This is a genomic window from Vibrio sp. QJM3NY_15, assembly GCF_057785995.1.
In genome coordinates, this window is record NZ_CM173518.1 from 1,325,264 (window position 1) to 1,342,229 (window position 16,966).

The window sequence follows — 16,966 nt, forward strand, 5'->3', positions numbered from 1 at the left end:
ATATTAGTCGTGTTTGCTTTTTACCTGCTCTACGGTTTAGCTTGTTTTTACCATCTTTTTTCCTCTCTAACTTGTGATCATTTTTCCCTTCGCTGCCTTTGTCATTTTTGAGTCACTCTCAATTCTCTCCCGACTACGCAAAACATGAATACCCACTTTTACGTTTCTGAATAACAAAATAGTTGTGCCTCAATTTTATCGCAAATATAATTGATAATAATTATCACTTGCGTTACAAGTTTGTTGTCAATTCCATGGCAAACTTTAAATTATCGTTATTTAGCAGTTGTGTACTCCCCATGCTCATCTATGAGTAGTGTGACTTTTATTGTCATGAGTGGTGGTTTATCTCAATGGCAAAGGAAGAAACATGAAGAAAACTATTAATTCAGTTCGCCAGTTATTGAGCGGACTTGCCATCGTACTTGCATCGTCTTTGATGATGACCGCTCAAGCGGAAACCGTGACTATTGAGCACGTAAAGGGCACTGCACAGTTTGATGAAGTGCCACAACGAGTTGTGGTTCTGGGTTTTGGTAGCTTGGATGTGCTGGATAAAATTGGTGTGAAACCAGTAGGCGCGCCTCACAGTTTAATGCCTGATTACCTTACGTCATACAAAGAAACGACAGCAAACACTGGCTCGTTGAGCGAACCTGATTTTGAAGCTATCTACATGTTGAAGCCTGATGTGATCATCGCAGAAAACCGTATGCTTAAGGTTTACGACAAGTTGGCGCAAATTGCTCCAACCATCATGTTCTCTATTGAGGGTGACAAGTACTGGACTGACGCTCAACAAAACTGGCGCGCACTCGGTCAGCTGTTTGATAAACAAGCAGAAATTGAAGCGATCATCGCAGAGACTCAAGATTCTATTGCAGCGGTAAACGACAAAGTAACGTCTGGCGAAACCACTGCGATGATGCTGATGAACAACGGTAATAACATTGCGATGTTCAACAAAGGTAGCCGCTTCTCAATCATCTTTGATGACTTCGGATACGTTGAATCAAAGAGTGCGACAGTAGCGCCAATTAAAGGGACACACGGTAACCTAATCTCGTTCGAATACATCGCCGATGCAAAACCTGAAGTACTTTACGTTCTCGACCGTGAAAAAGCGATTGGTAAGTCAGAAGGTCGCGCACAACAGCTGTTTGATAACCCATTAGTTGCGGCGACACCTGCAGCGCAGCAAGGCAACATCGTTTACCTTGATTCAAGTGCTTGGTATTTGGCGGGTGGTGGCGTGACAGCGATTCACAGAATGTTGGGTGATATTGAACGCACGATTCAATAGTCACCAATCATCAGATTTTCGGGCTTATAAGAACGTTCTTATAAGCCCTTTTTCACTTTTCATATGGACTCAAAGAGACCTACCTTTAGTATTATTTCTATGTTGAAACCCATTGCCGCTGCTGTATTTCTTGTTGTGTTATGCGTTACGTCATTGATGATTGGGGTCGCTGAAATCAGTTTTAGTGACTTCTTCAATGGCAACCAACACGCCAATTCCATTTATGTTGTTAGTCGGATACCTCGACTGTTCGCGATCGTGCTAGCTGGGGCGGGTTTAAGTGTTTCTGGCCTTATCATGCAGCAGATTGTTCAGAACAAGTTCGCTGCTCCTTCTACGATGGGCACGATTGATTGCGCCATGTTGGGTTACATCGTCGGTATTCTGGTGCTGGGTAATGCCGCGCAATGGAGCTACTTAGGCTTTATCTTTGCGTTTGCGGTGTTAGGCACTATGTTGTTGGTTCGCTTCTTACAACACCTCAAGTTCAAGAATGCGGTGTTGGTGCCTTTAATTGGCATCATGTATGGCAACGTTGTCTCATCTCTAACAACCTTTATTGCTTACAAATACGATTTAGTACAAACCATGTCGGCATGGACAATGGCGAACTTTGCGAGTGTATTGCAAGGCAGCTATGAAATCCTTTACCTCGCGGTTCCTGCTTGTGTGTTGGCTTATTACTTTGCAAGCCAGTTCAGTGCGGCAAGTATTGGTGAAAGCTTTGCAAAAAACATCGGCCTCAATTATCAAAAGATCGTTTTCATTGGTGTTGCTCTTGTCGCGATCTGTGCCTCTTCGGTGGTGATGATTGTTGGTGTTATCCCATTCCTTGGCCTTATCGTGCCGAATATCGTGTCGCTGATGATGGGCGATAACATGAAGAAGATTCTGCCTTGGACAGCTTACTGGGGCGTGATCTTGGTATTGGCCTGCGACTTGTTAGCTCGAATCGTCATCTTCCCTTACGAGATTCCAATCTCGATGGTAATCAGCATCTTTGGCGGCTTGATTTTTATCTACCTAATCATGAGAGACAAGTCGAATGCGTGATTCAGTAAAAATTGCGATTCTGGCTATCGCGTCTTTGGGGATGGCGGCAGTATTTGTGGGGCAGGGACTTACGTGGGATAACTACGAGTTCTTCTTGTCTTTGCGACTACCAAAATTGCTGTCGATTGTGTTGGCGGCGGTGGCGATTTCTGCATCGTCATTGGTTTTTCAAACCATCACCAATAATCGAATTCTAACCCCTTCAATTTTGGGTTTTGACAGTTTGTACATGCTGGTGCAAACGGTGCTTCTGTTTGTGTTTGGTGGTACTAGCTTTTGGGTAATTGATGCAATCGCGAACTTTTCATTGTCTGTGACTGTGATGATCTTGTTCTCGTTTGCGCTGTTCCATTTTTACTTTAAGAGTAAGCGAAACAACGTATTTACACTGTTGTTGATTGGTATTGTGTGCGGCAGCGTATTCTCAAGCTTGGCTAACTTCCTTGCGATGTTGATTGATCCGAACGAGTTTGCCGTGCTGCAAAATGTGATGTTCGCGAGCTTCAATAACGTGAAAGGTGAACTGGTTTACCTCAGCCTTATTCCACTGGGTTCGAGCTTGCTTGGCCTGTGGTTGTTAGCGCCTAAGCTTGATGTGCTTTGGCTTGGTGTCGATAACGCGACAAGCTTGGGCGTGAATACCAAGCGATTGACTCAGATTACCTTGGTGATTGTGTCAGTGATGGTCGCGGTATCGACGGCTTTGGTTGGCCCTGTGCTGTTCTTTGGTTTAATCACCGTCAGCTTAGCTCGTCAGATATTCAAATCTTATCAACATCGTGTGCTTATCATCGCGAGCAGTTTGTTAGCGGTCGTTCTATTGGTTTCAGGCCAATGGTTTATCGAAAAAGTAATGGCGTTTGAAACCACTGTGAGCGTGATCATTAACTTGGTCGGCGGTTTGTATTTTATGTTCTTGTTGTTACGCACCAGAATTCAGTAAAGGTAGTAAGTAGTGATTAAATTAACAGGTTTGAGTAAGAAGTATGGCAAGACACTTGTGGTGGATGATGCCAGTGCCATGTTCCCGAAAGGGGAAGTGACTTCTATCATTGGCCCAAATGGTGCGGGTAAAAGTACGCTTCTTTCAATGGCAAGCCGCTTAACAGAAAGTGATGCGGGCGAGGTCGTTATTGGCGATAAGTTACTGGCTGAATGGGATACCAAAGAGCTGGCGAAGCACCTTGCCGTCTTAAGACAATCAAACAACATCAATATGCGATTTACAATTCGTGAGCTGGTTTGTTTTGGTCGTTTTCCGCATTCCCAAGGTCGCTTGAAAGACGAAGATCATAAAGTCGTTGATACGGCGTTAGAGCACCTTGGTATTACCGATATTCAAAACAAATACTTAGATGAGCTCAGTGGCGGTCAGCGTCAAATGGCGTTTATCGCGATGGTTGTGGCACAAGATACCGACTATGTGTTCTTAGACGAGCCACTAAACAACCTAGATATTAAACACTCTGTGGAGATCATGCAGACGCTGCGTCGTTTAGCGCATGAGTTTAATAAAGCGGTGGTGATCGTGATTCACGACATCAACTTCGCTTCGTGCTACTCAGATAACATTGTTGCGATGAAAAAAGGCCAGGTGGTTAAGTCGGGCAAGGTTTCGGAAGTGGTTGAAAAATCAGTGATGGAATCGATCTACGAGATCCCATTTGAGATTCGTGAGTTCGATGGCGTTCGAATCTGTATGTATTATTCAGGTCGTTAGGTTACTGGGTCCGCGAGGCGATTTGATTTTCTAATGACTTACGTGAAAAGAGCTCCCAAGTGAGGAGCTCTTTTTGTTTTTGCCAGTTTGTATTTTGTTAATAAAAGGTCTGGCTTCAAAAGTAATTTGTATAATTTCCTTTGTATTATAATGACTTAATCGACGTAATATTGACTGGTCATACTTCGATAAGCGTTGGTTTGATGTCACTCGAAGATCTACTCTTCACTTTCAAAAAACAATTGCTATTTTTTCTGATTAACCTCTAAAAATCGATCTACACTATGGTTATAACTGTTTGATTTTTATACGAGGTATCAATGAGTCGTAAACCCATAGTGTTAGTCGTGGATGACACCCCAAGCAATTTGGATGTGTTGACTGCAATACTTAAAGATACCTATCAAGTCAAAGTAGCAATTAACGGTACCATTGGCATCAAGATAGCCAAGATGGTGCCTCAGCCAGACCTCATTCTCCTCGATATCATGATGCCAGATATTGATGGTTATGAAGTTTGCAGACAGCTCAAAGAACAGCCCAATACCGCGCATATTCCCATTATCTTCGTGACTGCCAAAATTGGACCTGAAGCTGAAGTAAAAGGGCTCTCCTTGGGGGCTGTCGATTACCTAACCAAGCCGATAACCCCTGCAATCGCACTGCAGCGTGTGAAAACGCATATCGCACTTTATGATCAACAACGCGCGTTGTTTAGTCAGGTAAAAGAGAAAACCCAAGAGATCAATCTAGGCAAGCTAGAGACGCTGAACATATTGGGTAGGGCGGCTGAATTCAAAGATAATGAAACGGGTATGCACGTGATGCGTATGAGCCATTATTGTGAAATATTAGCCAAGGCGTTAGGTATGACAGACGAAGACGCTGAAACTCTGCGTGACGCGGCTCCAATGCATGATATTGGCAAGATTGGTATTCCCGATAGCGTGTTACTCAAGCCGGGTAAATTGGACGCCGACGAGTGGACCATTATGCAAAAGCATGTCGAGTATGGTGTTGAAATCCTCGGTAGGCAGAGTGACTCCAAACTGATGCGTATGGCGATTCAGGTGGCGCAATATCATCACGAAAAATGGGATGGCAGCGGTTACCCAAACCAGATCGCGGGTGAAGACATTCCTTTGGTAGGGCGTATTGCCGCGGTTGCTGATGTGTTTGATGCTCTCACAGCAGAGAGACCGTATAAAAAAGCATGGAGTGTTGATGAGGCACTGAGCTTGTTTGAAGAACAAAAAGGCAAACACTTTGACCCAAAAATTGTAGAGTTACTGTTTGAAAACCTATCTCAAATCTTAAGTATTAAAGAGCAATTTAAAGATGAGTGATCGCTTTATGTCGTCGCTAAATCGTTTGGTTGTTTTTTGGGTCATTACACTTTTGGTGTGGCCTCTGCTAATGCGACCTACGAATGCTGCTGAGGTAACAGATACTGAGTTAAATCAGTGGTTGGGAAATCAACCAACGGTAACTTTTGTTGTCTTGGCCAACCATTATCCTTACTCATTCATCGATGATGATGGGCAGGTTTCTGGGATCATCAAAGATTGGACATTGGATCTTGAACAGCGTTTTGGTGTTCATGTTCGGTTTGTCACAGTTAACTCGCGTGTCGAAGCTAAAGCCGCGTTAGTCGACGGGCGAGGCGATGTATTCCCATTCCAACAGTTTGACCCAAGTGAAGGTGGTCGCTTTCTTGCGAGTGATCCCTATATTCCTTATCAGGTCGCAGTGATTGTTCCCATCGACAACAAAATAGATACTAACATCGACCAAACTCAAAAGCGCCGCATCGCGATGGTTAATGAAAATATCGACTTGGAGCGAGCCGGTGTCCAATTGAGCGCTATTGAGCGAGTGGATTTTGATAACGTTATTGATGCAGTACGTGCGTTAGGGGCTGGCGATGTCGAAGGCATAGTCGGTGAGCCTATCACTACCATGGATCTTGCGAAAAAAATTGGCGTGCATGATCTCGCGGTCAATTATGTTTTGGAGCATTGGAAAAGGTTAGAAGCATCAATGGTGATTCGTACCGACGAACCAGAGCTTCTGACGCTAATCAACAAACAGGTTGAAACCTTCGACGTTAATAACAAGAACCAAATTCTATCAAAGTGGCTAGATAGTTCTCCTTATCGAGTGCCACTAAAAGGCGTGTTCGGTTTTGGTAACCCTCCGTATATGTACCCAGACAGCACTGCGGTCGGGCTAGAACACGACATTCTTCAGCGTGCTCTTAATGATATGGGATATAAGTTGGGTGACGTTGTCACTCTTCCCCCTAGCGCAGCTCGCAAAGCCATAGATAATAATAACTCTATTGCCTTTGTTTCTGGCGTTCAGTTTGATGACCCCAATACGCACTTTTTAAGTGATAACGTTCTTAATGTTGAGTTTGTTCCTGTCTCACTGACTCGCCGCAAGCTTAACCTCAAGTCCCAGAAAAACTTGTCACTAGGGGCATTACTCTTTGACGAGACCTCTCCAATCAAAAATTCTGTTGAAATACTGAAGGGTAAGTTGGACATCGAGCGTGTCGAAGATTATGAAGGTCTCGAATCGGCATTCTCACAATTGAGGGCTCAAAACATTGACCTGTTAATGGTTGAACGCAGAGTGCTGGAGTGGTTTATCACCAATACTCGTTTTATTGAAATGGCAGAGCTAACGTTACATGACGAGTATAAGGCTGAGTATCCGATCTATGTTGACTTTAAGAATGAAGAAATCAGAGACAGCTTCAATGCCGCGATTAAAAAGCTAAAACAGGCCGATGATGGTTTAAATCAAATTATCGAGATTCAGGTTCAGAGTGATTTAAGCCAAGTCCTTAAAAAAGCGAATATAATCGCGCAAATATCCGCATATTTTATCGTCAGTGATCGCCTTGAAGATTTGACGGAAGTTTTTGAAATTTTCGACACGGACAGGTCGTTTCAGGTGATCACGGCACAAGCAGATAACAATAATCGCCCGATCAAATCTTGGTATATCGGTAACCTAGTTGATGAATATGGAGAGAAGAAGAACACCTCTCACTTTTCGTCGGTGACCAAGGTAGCGAACTACCGGACCAAAGGTGGAAGCACGAACTCTGGTTCTATGACTTTCTACTTTGATATTAAGTCGTTAGACCGAAATCATGTTTACTTTCCATCCATCGAACAATTTAGTTCATTCGGTGATGCGGCGAAACGCTATATCTCTGATGTTTACCAAATGAATAATCTGACTGGAGAGATCTTAAACCTAAGCCAAAAAGAGAGGCTGTGGATTAAAGACAACCCGGATGTGCGGATAGGTATCGACCCTAACTCGCTGCCTTATGAAGCGGTATCAAATACCGGTGAATACATCGGGATGATTGACGATTACCTAACGCTCATTGAGCAGAAAACAGGGCTAAGTATTAATCATGTGGATGTCGCAAGTTGGTCTGAAACCCGAAGCTTAGTTGATCATCAAGAGGTTGACCTGGTTTCTGCGGCTCAAGAAAACCACTCATTCGGAGAAAGCGTTAGAGCAGCACAAAGCTTGTTTTCGAGCCGCTTGGCGATCGCATCAAGGCGAGATGTCACTAGCTTAGTATTAGAAGAAGCGGTTGGATGGAAAATTGGTATTTTGAAAAATGCCGCAAACACTGATGCGATAGTGGAGAAATACCCAAACGTTGAGTGGGTGCTGGTTGATTCAACAGCTGATGGGCTGAACAGATTAGATGATGGGGTCTTAGACGGCATGATCGACACTGTTGATGTCCTCAATTACCTCATTGATTCATTTGGTCATCGAGAGATTGGAATTGTCGGACGACTTGATTTTTTCCTTTCACCCACTTTACATGTCATCAAATCTGAGCCTTTGCTTTATTCGATTGTGAATAAGGCGATTGAGAGTATTTCTGCTGAAGAACACCAAAAGATATCGGCGAAATGGGCAGCGCCAAAAGCGATAGAAAGAGTCGATTACGAATTGGTTTATACCATTTCAGGCTTTGCTTTGGTGATCGTTCTACTTATCGTTTTCTGGAATCGAAAACTCGCCAAGCAGATAAGTATTGCCAATGATGCGACAGAAGCACTTAAGAAGGCTCAGGATCAGCTCTACAACATGCTCAATAGCTCCCCGATTGCCGCAGCAGTGGTGTTTGAGGAGCAGGTTCGTTATGCCAATGACACTGCAAAACGCCTGTTTGGGGTGGAAGACAAGGAACTTTCTTCAATTGACGTGGCTGCCATTCATGATTCTTTATCTGCTCGTGATGAATTACATAGAGAGCTTAAACTTAATGGAAAGGTCGTCAACAAAGAGCTGGTGTTGAGAAGGTCTGATGGAACACGGTTTGTCGCTCTAGTCAGTTACTATTTGTTTGAGCTAGATGGCGAGATAGCCACGCTGTTCTGGGCGTTCGATATTTCTGAAATGAAGCGTCTTAACGAGCAACTTGAAGAAGAGAAACAGAGAGCCGATCTCGCAAGCCAAGCGAAGTCTGAATTCTTGGCTAACATGAGCCACGAAATTAGAACGCCAATGAATGCGATTATTGGCCTGTCTTATCTCGCTATCGGAGAAATAGCGAATCCGGTTGCGAAAAACTATGTCGAAAAAGTGCATCGCTCTGGGCATTCACTATTAAGCATCATCAACGACATCCTCGATTTTTCTAAGATTGAAGCAGGGCAGTTGTTTATCGATAGTATTCCATTTAATTCGTTAGCGACTTTCCAAGATGTGATTGATCTTATGGAGTCCAAAGCGGCTGAAAAACAACTCAACTTGTCGATGTCGGTTGACCCTGCGTTAGACACTCCTCTGCGCGGCGATCCATTAAGGCTATTCCAAGTAATACTTAACCTTGTTGGTAATGCGATTAAGTTTACGGAAACTGGCACTGTCTCGCTAACTGTAGCCCTTGTTGAATCAGACGATAACAGCCTGACTATGAGGGTGATGGTGGCCGATACTGGCATAGGAATTTCTGATGAGAATCTACACAAGCTCTTTGAAGCATTTAGCCAAGCTGATAGTACAACCACGCGTCGATTCGGTGGTACAGGGTTAGGACTCAATATTAGCCAGAAATTGGTTCGCGCAATGGGTAGCCAAATTAGTGTTGAGAGTGTTTTCGGGCAAGGCAGCGAGTTTTCGTTTGTTCTAACATTGCCAAGATCAAGCATTGAAGAATTGGCAGAGTTTAAAGCCCAAGAGCTGCAACTGGATTACCAGATAGAGTTCAAAGGTCAAAGGGTATTGCTCGTCGAAGATAATGAGCTAAATCAAGATTTAGCTTTGGCATTCTTCACCCGCTCTAATCTGAATGCCGACTTGGCAGAGAATGGAAAAGAGGCACTGGAGTTAGCTCAAAGCAATGAATACGAGATGATCTTTATGGATCTGCAAATGCCGATCATGGATGGTTTCGAAGCTACACGTTTGATTCGTGAGTTTGATAAAGATGTACCAATTATTGCGATGTCGGCCAATGTGTTTGCTGATGCGAAACAGCGAGCGCGAGAGGCTGGAGTCACGGACTTCTTGGATAAGCCAATTATCATCGATAAAGCCACCTCTTTGATTACGAAATACATCGTGCCAGAGGTTTTGGTTGAGGGTAAAGCGTCGTTAGAGTCTCCTTCAGGTAGGATGCAAGATAGCAGCCCTAATAGTTCGACATTAAGCTCTGATGCTCTGATGGTTCTCCCTGTTTTCTCATTACCAAGGTTCGGTCAGCTGACTCATCATGATGTGAAACTGCAAGAGAAGATGCTTGGTAGATTCTGCCAAGGGGCGCCTGACATTATGTCGGAAACTTTCGACAACCTAATGCAAGATGAATGGGTGATGTTAGAGCGGAATCTACATACGTTAAAAAGCATGGCGGCTTCTATTGGCGGGTTGCAACTAGCTGAACAACTCGGTGGTCTAGAAAACAAAGCCCATAACAAGGCGTGTAATGAGCAGGATCTTAAACAAGCTGATCTTGGGTTAATCGAATTGATTAAAGCGGTTGAGAGCAGCTTTGATACGTTGGGTGCTGAAGGTGCTGAAGGTGTTGAAACGGCATGTACTCAAGAAACTGATGTGAGAAGCGCTGATGCATCGAATTCGCCTAATATCACTCAAGAGCAGCGTGCTCAGTTGTATTCGCTGTTGGGTGCTTATGACAACGATGCGACCCAATGCGTGACTGAATTACTGGCACAGTATCCACATTCAGCAGTTCTTAAAGATGTCCAAAGTGCGTTAGATAATTACGACTTTGAACGAGCCAAAGAGGTTCTGAGCGCTTCTGAGTAGCTGTCTTTTGAACATCACTCCAACATTCAAGCCTTTATTCTTACAGTGAAATAACGAACTAGCTAAAGGCTTTAATTCTTTCTGTGTCTCGGATTAATTACTGACGTGTTGTTTGATGAGATCGATAAGGGTGTTGTATCTGTGCGGCAGTTTTCGATTTCTTTTCTGAACCAAATACAGTGTTTCTTCAACCTTCACTTTAGGTGGCACAACGTGCAACTGATCTCTGTCGGGAAAGTTTTCGACAGCTCCTGCGGGTAACACGGTGAACCCAAGCCCTTTTGATACGGGTAATAGAATTTGGTGAAGTTGATTAATGTAGCCAGACTTCGGTATTTCATTGATGTTGATGTTCGCTAAGTCTTTATCTCCGCATAGGTCAAAATACAAAGACAGGTAGTGAGCAGAGTCTGGATGGGCTATGAGACCGATATTGTGCAGTGCTTCAGGGGTAATCTCTAAGTCAGCAAGACTATGATGGACGATTAAGCACAGCGCCTCATTACCAATAACTTGGCTCTGATAGTAGCTGTCATTGGGTGAATGTCTGACGATTCCAATATCGGTGGTGCCTTGGATTAGATCGTTCAATATCTTTTTGTTCGGTGCCGCTTCTAGGTTGATGCTCAGGTCTTGATGTTGCTGCTGCAGTTCAAGAAGCTTGGGATACAGACGCAAAGAGAGTGAACCCGAACAGGATAGATGACATTGCCCAGAATAAGGGTTGTCGAAACTCAGAGATTCGAATAAATCTTCTTGGTCTTTTTCCAGTTTAAGAGCGTAGCGATACATAATCCGACCTTGTTCGGTCAGTTCGAAACTCTTATTTTCTCTCGATAACAAGTCACAGTTACAGGCTTGCTCAAGCTTTTTGATGTGTTGGCTGACGCCAGGCTGTGTCATATACAGCTTTTCTGCAGTTTGGGTGAAATGACCAACTTCAACCAGAGTCTTAAATGTATTGAGCCAAAGTGGATTAATCATACTCACCTTTAAATGTTAACGCCTATGGATAAAAGGCTTATAAGTAACAGAGCCTCTAAATAACAAAGCTTCTGAATAACAAAAAATTATTATTATCTCATGTAATGATAATTTCAACTCTAGAGCGTAAAGCGACGAAGATCAAAGCATCATTGGTGGAATATTGTTCGAGGTATTAAGCGAATGGTCATTTACTTGAGTTCATCACACGTAACAAAGTGTTGCGACTTTGTTGGATTTTTGGTCTAGTGACCAACTGTGCTCATATTTAGGAACGAAGATGAATAGAAATGTTTGGCTGCTCTCACTGTGTCAGGCCTTGTTGATGACGGGCAACATATTACTGATTTCGGTGATTGGCTTGATAGGCAAACAGATTGCACCCAGTGTCAGCATGATTACTTTGCCTGTTGCGCTGCAGTTTTTAGGCTTAATGGCAGCCACTATTCCTGCGTCTTTAATTTCAGGAAAATTAGGACGAAAACGAGGGTTTAGTATCGGTAATGTGGTTGGCATTACCGGAGCAAGCCTTGCAACTTACGCTTTATCTCAGCAACATTTCTATCTGTTTTGCTTCGCCACATTTTTGCTCGGGATAGGTATTGGTTTTGGTACGCTTTATCGCTTCGCGGCAATTGAAGTGTGTGACGAAAATGCCCGCCACCGTGCGATTTCAATATCAATGGCTGGTGGAGTCTTGGCGGCGGTACTCGGGCCTAACTTAGCGATCATGTCTCAACAATGGTCAGCAGATGGCTTGTACATCGGTGCTTTTGCTTCGCTGATCGGCCTAAACATCTTAGCTTTAGCCTTGTTACAAACCATTCAGTTTCCTAAGGTCTCTTTTAATAGTCAGGCTCCCAAAGCCGATCCTTTAAGTGTGATCGTGAAAGCGCCGAACTTTATTGGTGCTGTGTTTGCGGCCATGGTTGCTTACGCCGTAATGAACATTTTGATGACGGCAACACCATTGGCGATGATTGGTTGCGGATTCGATTTTACGAAAGCTGCTGGTGTGATTGAGTGGCACGTATTGGGTATGTTTGTGCCTGCATTCTTTACGGGCTCCCTCATCGAGAAGTTCGGCTCAAGGATGATGATCCTTGCGGGTGGTGTGTTATTTGTGGTGAGTATTGCCATCAATATCCATGGCGTATCAATTTGGCACTTCAGGGCGGCTTTGGTCGTGCTTGGTGTGGGTTGGAACTTTATGTTCATCGCTGCAACAGGTTTATTCAGCCAGTCGTATCAAGCTCAAAACAAAGCCAAGGCACAAGCGTTCAATGAATTTGTTGTGTTTGGTTGTGTGACTGTCACGGCGCTACTGTCTGGTTGGTTGGAGTCAACGGTGGGTTGGCAAAACCTTAATGTTTACGTTTTACCGTTCGTTTTGGCCGTAATTTTGTTGTTTGCATTCAGTGCGCGTAAGTCACGAATTCAAAAGCAGCCTGTGTAATGGTTCATCGAATGGTGGTTCAGCAAATCCGTTACCGGAATTAAAGCGCTATTACCTCGAACTGCTAAAAATAAAAAGCCCTACCAAATTGGTAGGGCTTTTGCTTATGGCTTAAATAATAACGTTTTCTTAAAACTGCTGTCTTGGCTTATATCCTGTGACAACAGTACTTAAGCTGGGTTTATCAGTACGCACATTATTGGCTACGTACTTATTTCAATGACTTGAGGTTGGATCGACTTACAGGTCGACAGTAATAGTCTTAGTCGTAATCCCGCCTTGGTCATCGATTATTTTCAGTGTCACCTCGTGTTTTCCGTATGAAGGGAAGATAGAAGTGAATGTGCGACCTCGTTTCACCTTTCCATTAGGAAGTGTCCACTCGGTATCAACAATACGCCCATCACTGTCTGAACTTGTTGACCACATGGTCACCCAACGGCCCAAGTGAATGTACTTCGCACTTGCTTCTGGTAGAGCGTTTGGAGATTCAACACTCACTACGGAGCTGAATGAATCGGTAGCACCTTTGTCGTCAACAACAGTCAAGCTTACCGTGTATTCACCGGCTTGCTCGTAAGACCAAGTTGGTGCCACTTCGTTGCTTGTTGTGCCGTTGCCAAAGTCCCATAGATAACTGGTGATCTCGCCATCTTGGTCAGAACTGAAGTTACGTGTAGACACGTTCAGGCCAGTGACATTGAGTTCGAAGTTCGCAGTAGGGGCGACGTTGTGTTGGCTTACTTTAGATAAGCGCACCACACCGTATTCGTTGTCATTACTCTGATTCAAAATATCAACGGCTAAGCCAAATTCCGTCAGGATACGTCCTGAATCAGGCGCTTGTGGAGACGTGTAATCTTGGTCGTCAGAGAAGCTAGCATTGCCAACCAAACTGGTATCTTCAAGTACATCATCGTCGCTGTTCACAAGACGCATTGGAGTATGATCTTTGAGTGAAAACGCCGCATCACGAACTTGGTAACGAGTTTGAGCGACTTCGCCGGATTTTTCCCAGGTCATGGCATTCTGGTCGGCATCGACCACACCTAACCAACCTTCACCTGGGTGTTTGCCTACCCAGTTATCAGTCAACGACTCGTCTACGTACCAAATGATTAAACCCGGATCGAATGAGATCAGTTGACCCATGCGTTTGATGTTGGCTAGACCTTCATCAACGTCCATGTGGCTGCGCCATTGTAGTAGGTAGTAGTGTTGCGCTTGGTGGAATCCATTACTCAGCTTGTAGCCATTTAGGGCGAAGGTGGAGTTGTTTTCACCATCGTCTATTGAGGTGATCTCACCATCAACGACCATGCTTAGATTATCCAAATAGAAGCCTTCCATCGCCAAGCCACCATCGGTGATGTACTCAAATGACAGTTCTACTTCTTGGCCTGCCCATTGTGAAACGTCGAACTCAGCGTCAATCCAACCGCCAGATTCGCCGCCAATAGCAGGAACGAGGCCAGTATTGTACGGGTCATCCATTGAGGTGATGTTGCCTGCGATGGCTTGTCCATTCACGAGTACGCGCGCAAAGTCGTAGTCTTTCTCAATTTCATACCAAGTTTTGAACGAAAGCAGTGCAGAATCGCCGGCTGGAATCACCAACTTGCGTGTCATGCTGTTTTTCAGGTCATCGCCTTTTTGAGAGTGGAACGAATACTCACCAGCATACGGTTTTAAACCTTCGATCTGTTTTTTTGGAAGATCCACTTTAATCATGTTCGGACGGCTGTTATCCGTTGTTTGGAACAGCGTATAAACCTGTGGGTTGTCTTCTAGGTCATCAATTGAGATTTGGTCATCGTTAATCCATCGACCGCCAATCGAGTTTTGTAGAAAATGTTTTGCCCAAGAGCTGAATGCTGTGGGTTGTGTACCACCAATCTTACCTGCCCAGCTGCCTGAAGACATGATTGACCAGTAAGATACTGGTTCACCCTTGCCTGTGTATTGCGTGTCGTACTCGTCTGGCAGACCTAAATCATGGCCATACTCGTGAGCACATACACCAGCTGCGGCGTCAATAGGCTGAATGGTGTAATCAAATGCAGCGTATTGGCCACCAAAGCGGTCAGGAAGAGAGCTAGAGGTACCTTCAAGCACATGTGTGCGACCAAGGTTGAATCGGTGAGACCAAATCGCATCAGGGCCTAATACGCCCCCACCGGCTTCTTCGCCAACAGATGCGTGGAACACCATTAGATGATCAATCACGCCATCGGGTTCACGGAAGTTTCCGTCACCGTCGTAATCGTAACGATCTTCAATATCGTAATCGGCTAGGTTGATACTCGGATCTTGAGCCAATTGATTCAGAGCTTCACGAACCAGTTCTTGCGCGTTGAGATCGTTGTCGGTCGTCGGGGAGTTGCCACCGTAGAATGACGCAGGTTTAGAGGCGCGATACCAACCCGCAGCTTGACCTGCAACGCTGTAACTGTCACCTGATTCACTTTGGTAATACTGGCGCATCGAGATTAGATTTTCGCCATTTGGCCCTGTGTAGCCAGAATTTGAAAACAGTAATTCTTGATAATGTTCTGGGTTGTAGCTCTCGTAGAGCATTTGGGTGTGCTCTTTGGTCAGCTTGTTGTCATTCCAGTTCAAATCAGGAAAATCGACCAGTAGAGCGAGTACTTTGTCGGTACGCTTGGTGCCGACTTCTAAAGCAAAGACACTCGCTTTTTTAACACCGGATCCTTTTTCGATGGCTTTGAGTATTTTCGCTCGTTGCTCAAGTGCTTTTTTACCGAATTGAGCGTCGCCTTTAAAACCGGAATTGATCTTATTTTTTAAGTAACGGTCAAGTGCGTCGTGTTTTGCCACATCGGTTGCATCTTGGTCGACTAAGCCTTGTCTAACTAGCATTTCAATAAGTTTGTCTTCATTAACAACGCCTAAATCAATAGGTGTTTTTGCATAACTACTGGCGCTAAATAGAGTAAGCATTGCTGAAGCCAACAATGTTTTTCTCATCATTTTCATTATATTTCCTTTTTATATTTCCATGTCGATATCAGTATCAACTGCCTTCTTCGAATCAGTTGTCCGAGTCTGGCCTAATACACTCTTGTGGTGTCTTATTTAACTGACGTGTGTTTGCTGTATGTTTTGTACTTTCTATCTCTTTTATACTTTCTATTTCTTTTATACTTTCTATTTCTTTTGTATTGGTTGTCTCTTTTCTATTTTTTGAATCAAACTGAGTGCTCTTTACTTTTTTAGCGTTGAGATAGATACGCAAAGCTTTTTGATTGCCTTCATAGGTTAAGCCAGGACAGATAACGCCTCGCTCAATCAATGACTTCAGCAATAGTTCGTCGTTCTCAATAGTGGAAGCCTGTGACAGTGAGGAAAAAATTAGAACCATTAAAGCCATTGTTTTGTGTGACATTCTTATATCAAGCCATCAGTTTTGATTATGTAACAAAATATATTTATAAAATTAACCAATCAAACGAATAATTATTACAAATCATTATTCGTTCCGGTTTCAACATTAACAGTTAATATCAAATAAGGATGGTTATTTATTTTATTGTCAGTTATTTAGTAAGGTTGGGCGCATTAATAGCTGATAGTTTTAATATTTGATATCATTATTGGGTAAATGGTTATTCTGTTTCAGAGCGCTTTATGTAAGGTGTGGGGTTATAATTAATCAAACAAATGTTTTATTGTCGGTGTTAAAAAAATGCATGTAATAATTGAGTGTTTAATAAATAACCATGCTGAAATTATTTTCACTCGAAATATCAATAATTAGGCTATTAAGCGCGATTTAAAGTGCTTCAAGAGAACAGATTTCACAATAGCTCGATCAAATGGAGTTATCAGATAAGAAAAAGAGCCCGTGTTTAGGCTCTTTTAGTTCGTGTACTCGTTAGCTATTTGTTTATGGTTGAGTAGATAATTGCCACGGTTAAGACGTTCAAGCTTACTAAAGACTTTGTTGAGTGAGTGCTGTGCAAAGAATTAAACATTCGTACATTCCATACCTCTGTTTCAATGAGAACCGTGAGATTTGAACTGTAGGTAACTTAGATGACTTATAAATGTTGATTTGAGAAGAAGCGTTGAGCTTTGTGAGGTGTCGAGCGTATTTTTGTATAAACAGCAG

Annotated in this window: 10 protein-coding genes; 7 read left to right on the forward strand and 3 right to left on the reverse strand. The window is 43.5% G+C overall.

Going from position 1 to position 16,966, the window contains the following annotated elements; all coding sequences use genetic code 11:
- The first annotated feature begins 370 nt into the window (after nucleotides 1-370).
- The 6 genes from AC3CKG_RS22235 (at nucleotide 371) to AC3CKG_RS22260 (ending at nucleotide 10,394) form a co-directional block, all read left to right on the forward strand.
- Entirely contained in the window at nucleotides 371-1,303 is a 933-nt protein-coding gene (locus tag AC3CKG_RS22235) for a siderophore ABC transporter substrate-binding protein (RefSeq protein WP_488529378.1), read from the forward strand.
- A gap of 99 nt (nucleotides 1,304-1,402) precedes the next feature.
- Nucleotides 1,403-2,356, forward strand: a complete 954-nt coding sequence (locus AC3CKG_RS22240) for an ABC transporter permease (RefSeq protein WP_102343959.1) — start codon at nucleotides 1,403-1,405, stop codon at nucleotides 2,354-2,356.
- Nucleotides 2,349-3,299 (forward strand): iron chelate uptake ABC transporter family permease subunit, encoded by a 951-nt coding sequence (locus tag AC3CKG_RS22245; protein WP_065111340.1) that lies wholly within the window; start codon nucleotides 2,349-2,351, stop codon nucleotides 3,297-3,299. Before AC3CKG_RS22240 ends, AC3CKG_RS22245 begins: the two co-directional genes overlap by 8 nt.
- A gap of 12 nt (nucleotides 3,300-3,311) precedes the next feature.
- Entirely contained in the window at nucleotides 3,312-4,076 is a 765-nt protein-coding gene (locus tag AC3CKG_RS22250) for an iron ABC transporter ATP-binding protein (protein WP_102513311.1), read from the forward strand.
- Between the two features lie 320 nt (nucleotides 4,077-4,396).
- On the forward strand, nucleotides 4,397-5,422 hold the full coding sequence (locus AC3CKG_RS22255; RefSeq protein WP_065111338.1) for a response regulator: 1,026 nt from the start codon (nucleotides 4,397-4,399) through the stop codon (nucleotides 5,420-5,422).
- Entirely contained in the window at nucleotides 5,415-10,394 is a 4,980-nt protein-coding gene (locus AC3CKG_RS22260; protein WP_488529379.1) for a transporter substrate-binding domain-containing protein, read from the forward strand. The genes AC3CKG_RS22255 and AC3CKG_RS22260 overlap by 8 nt, the downstream gene beginning before the upstream one ends.
- A gap of 93 nt (nucleotides 10,395-10,487) precedes the next feature.
- Here the strand turns inward: AC3CKG_RS22260 and AC3CKG_RS22265 are convergent, their stop codons facing one another.
- A complete protein-coding gene (locus AC3CKG_RS22265) occupies nucleotides 10,488-11,378 on the reverse strand; it encodes a LysR family transcriptional regulator (protein ID WP_488529380.1) in 891 nt (296 codons plus the stop codon).
- Between the two features lie 280 nt (nucleotides 11,379-11,658).
- Here AC3CKG_RS22265 and AC3CKG_RS22270 point away from each other — a divergent pair, with 280 nt between their 5' ends.
- Nucleotides 11,659-12,834 (forward strand): MFS transporter, encoded by a 1,176-nt coding sequence (locus AC3CKG_RS22270; RefSeq protein WP_065111335.1) that lies wholly within the window; start codon nucleotides 11,659-11,661, stop codon nucleotides 12,832-12,834.
- Nucleotides 12,835-13,074: 240 nt separating this feature from the next.
- On the opposite strand, the gene AC3CKG_RS22275 is transcribed toward AC3CKG_RS22270, so the two are convergent.
- Together AC3CKG_RS22275 and AC3CKG_RS22280 are read right to left on the reverse strand one after the other, a co-directional pair.
- A complete protein-coding gene (locus AC3CKG_RS22275) occupies nucleotides 13,075-15,831 on the reverse strand; it encodes an immune inhibitor A domain-containing protein (RefSeq protein WP_488529381.1) in 2,757 nt (918 codons plus the stop codon).
- 55 nt (nucleotides 15,832-15,886) lie between these two features.
- Nucleotides 15,887-16,240, reverse strand: coding sequence for a hypothetical protein (locus AC3CKG_RS22280; protein ID WP_488529382.1), 354 nt, complete (start codon nucleotides 16,238-16,240; stop codon nucleotides 15,887-15,889).
- Nucleotides 16,241-16,966: the final 726 nt, after the last annotated feature.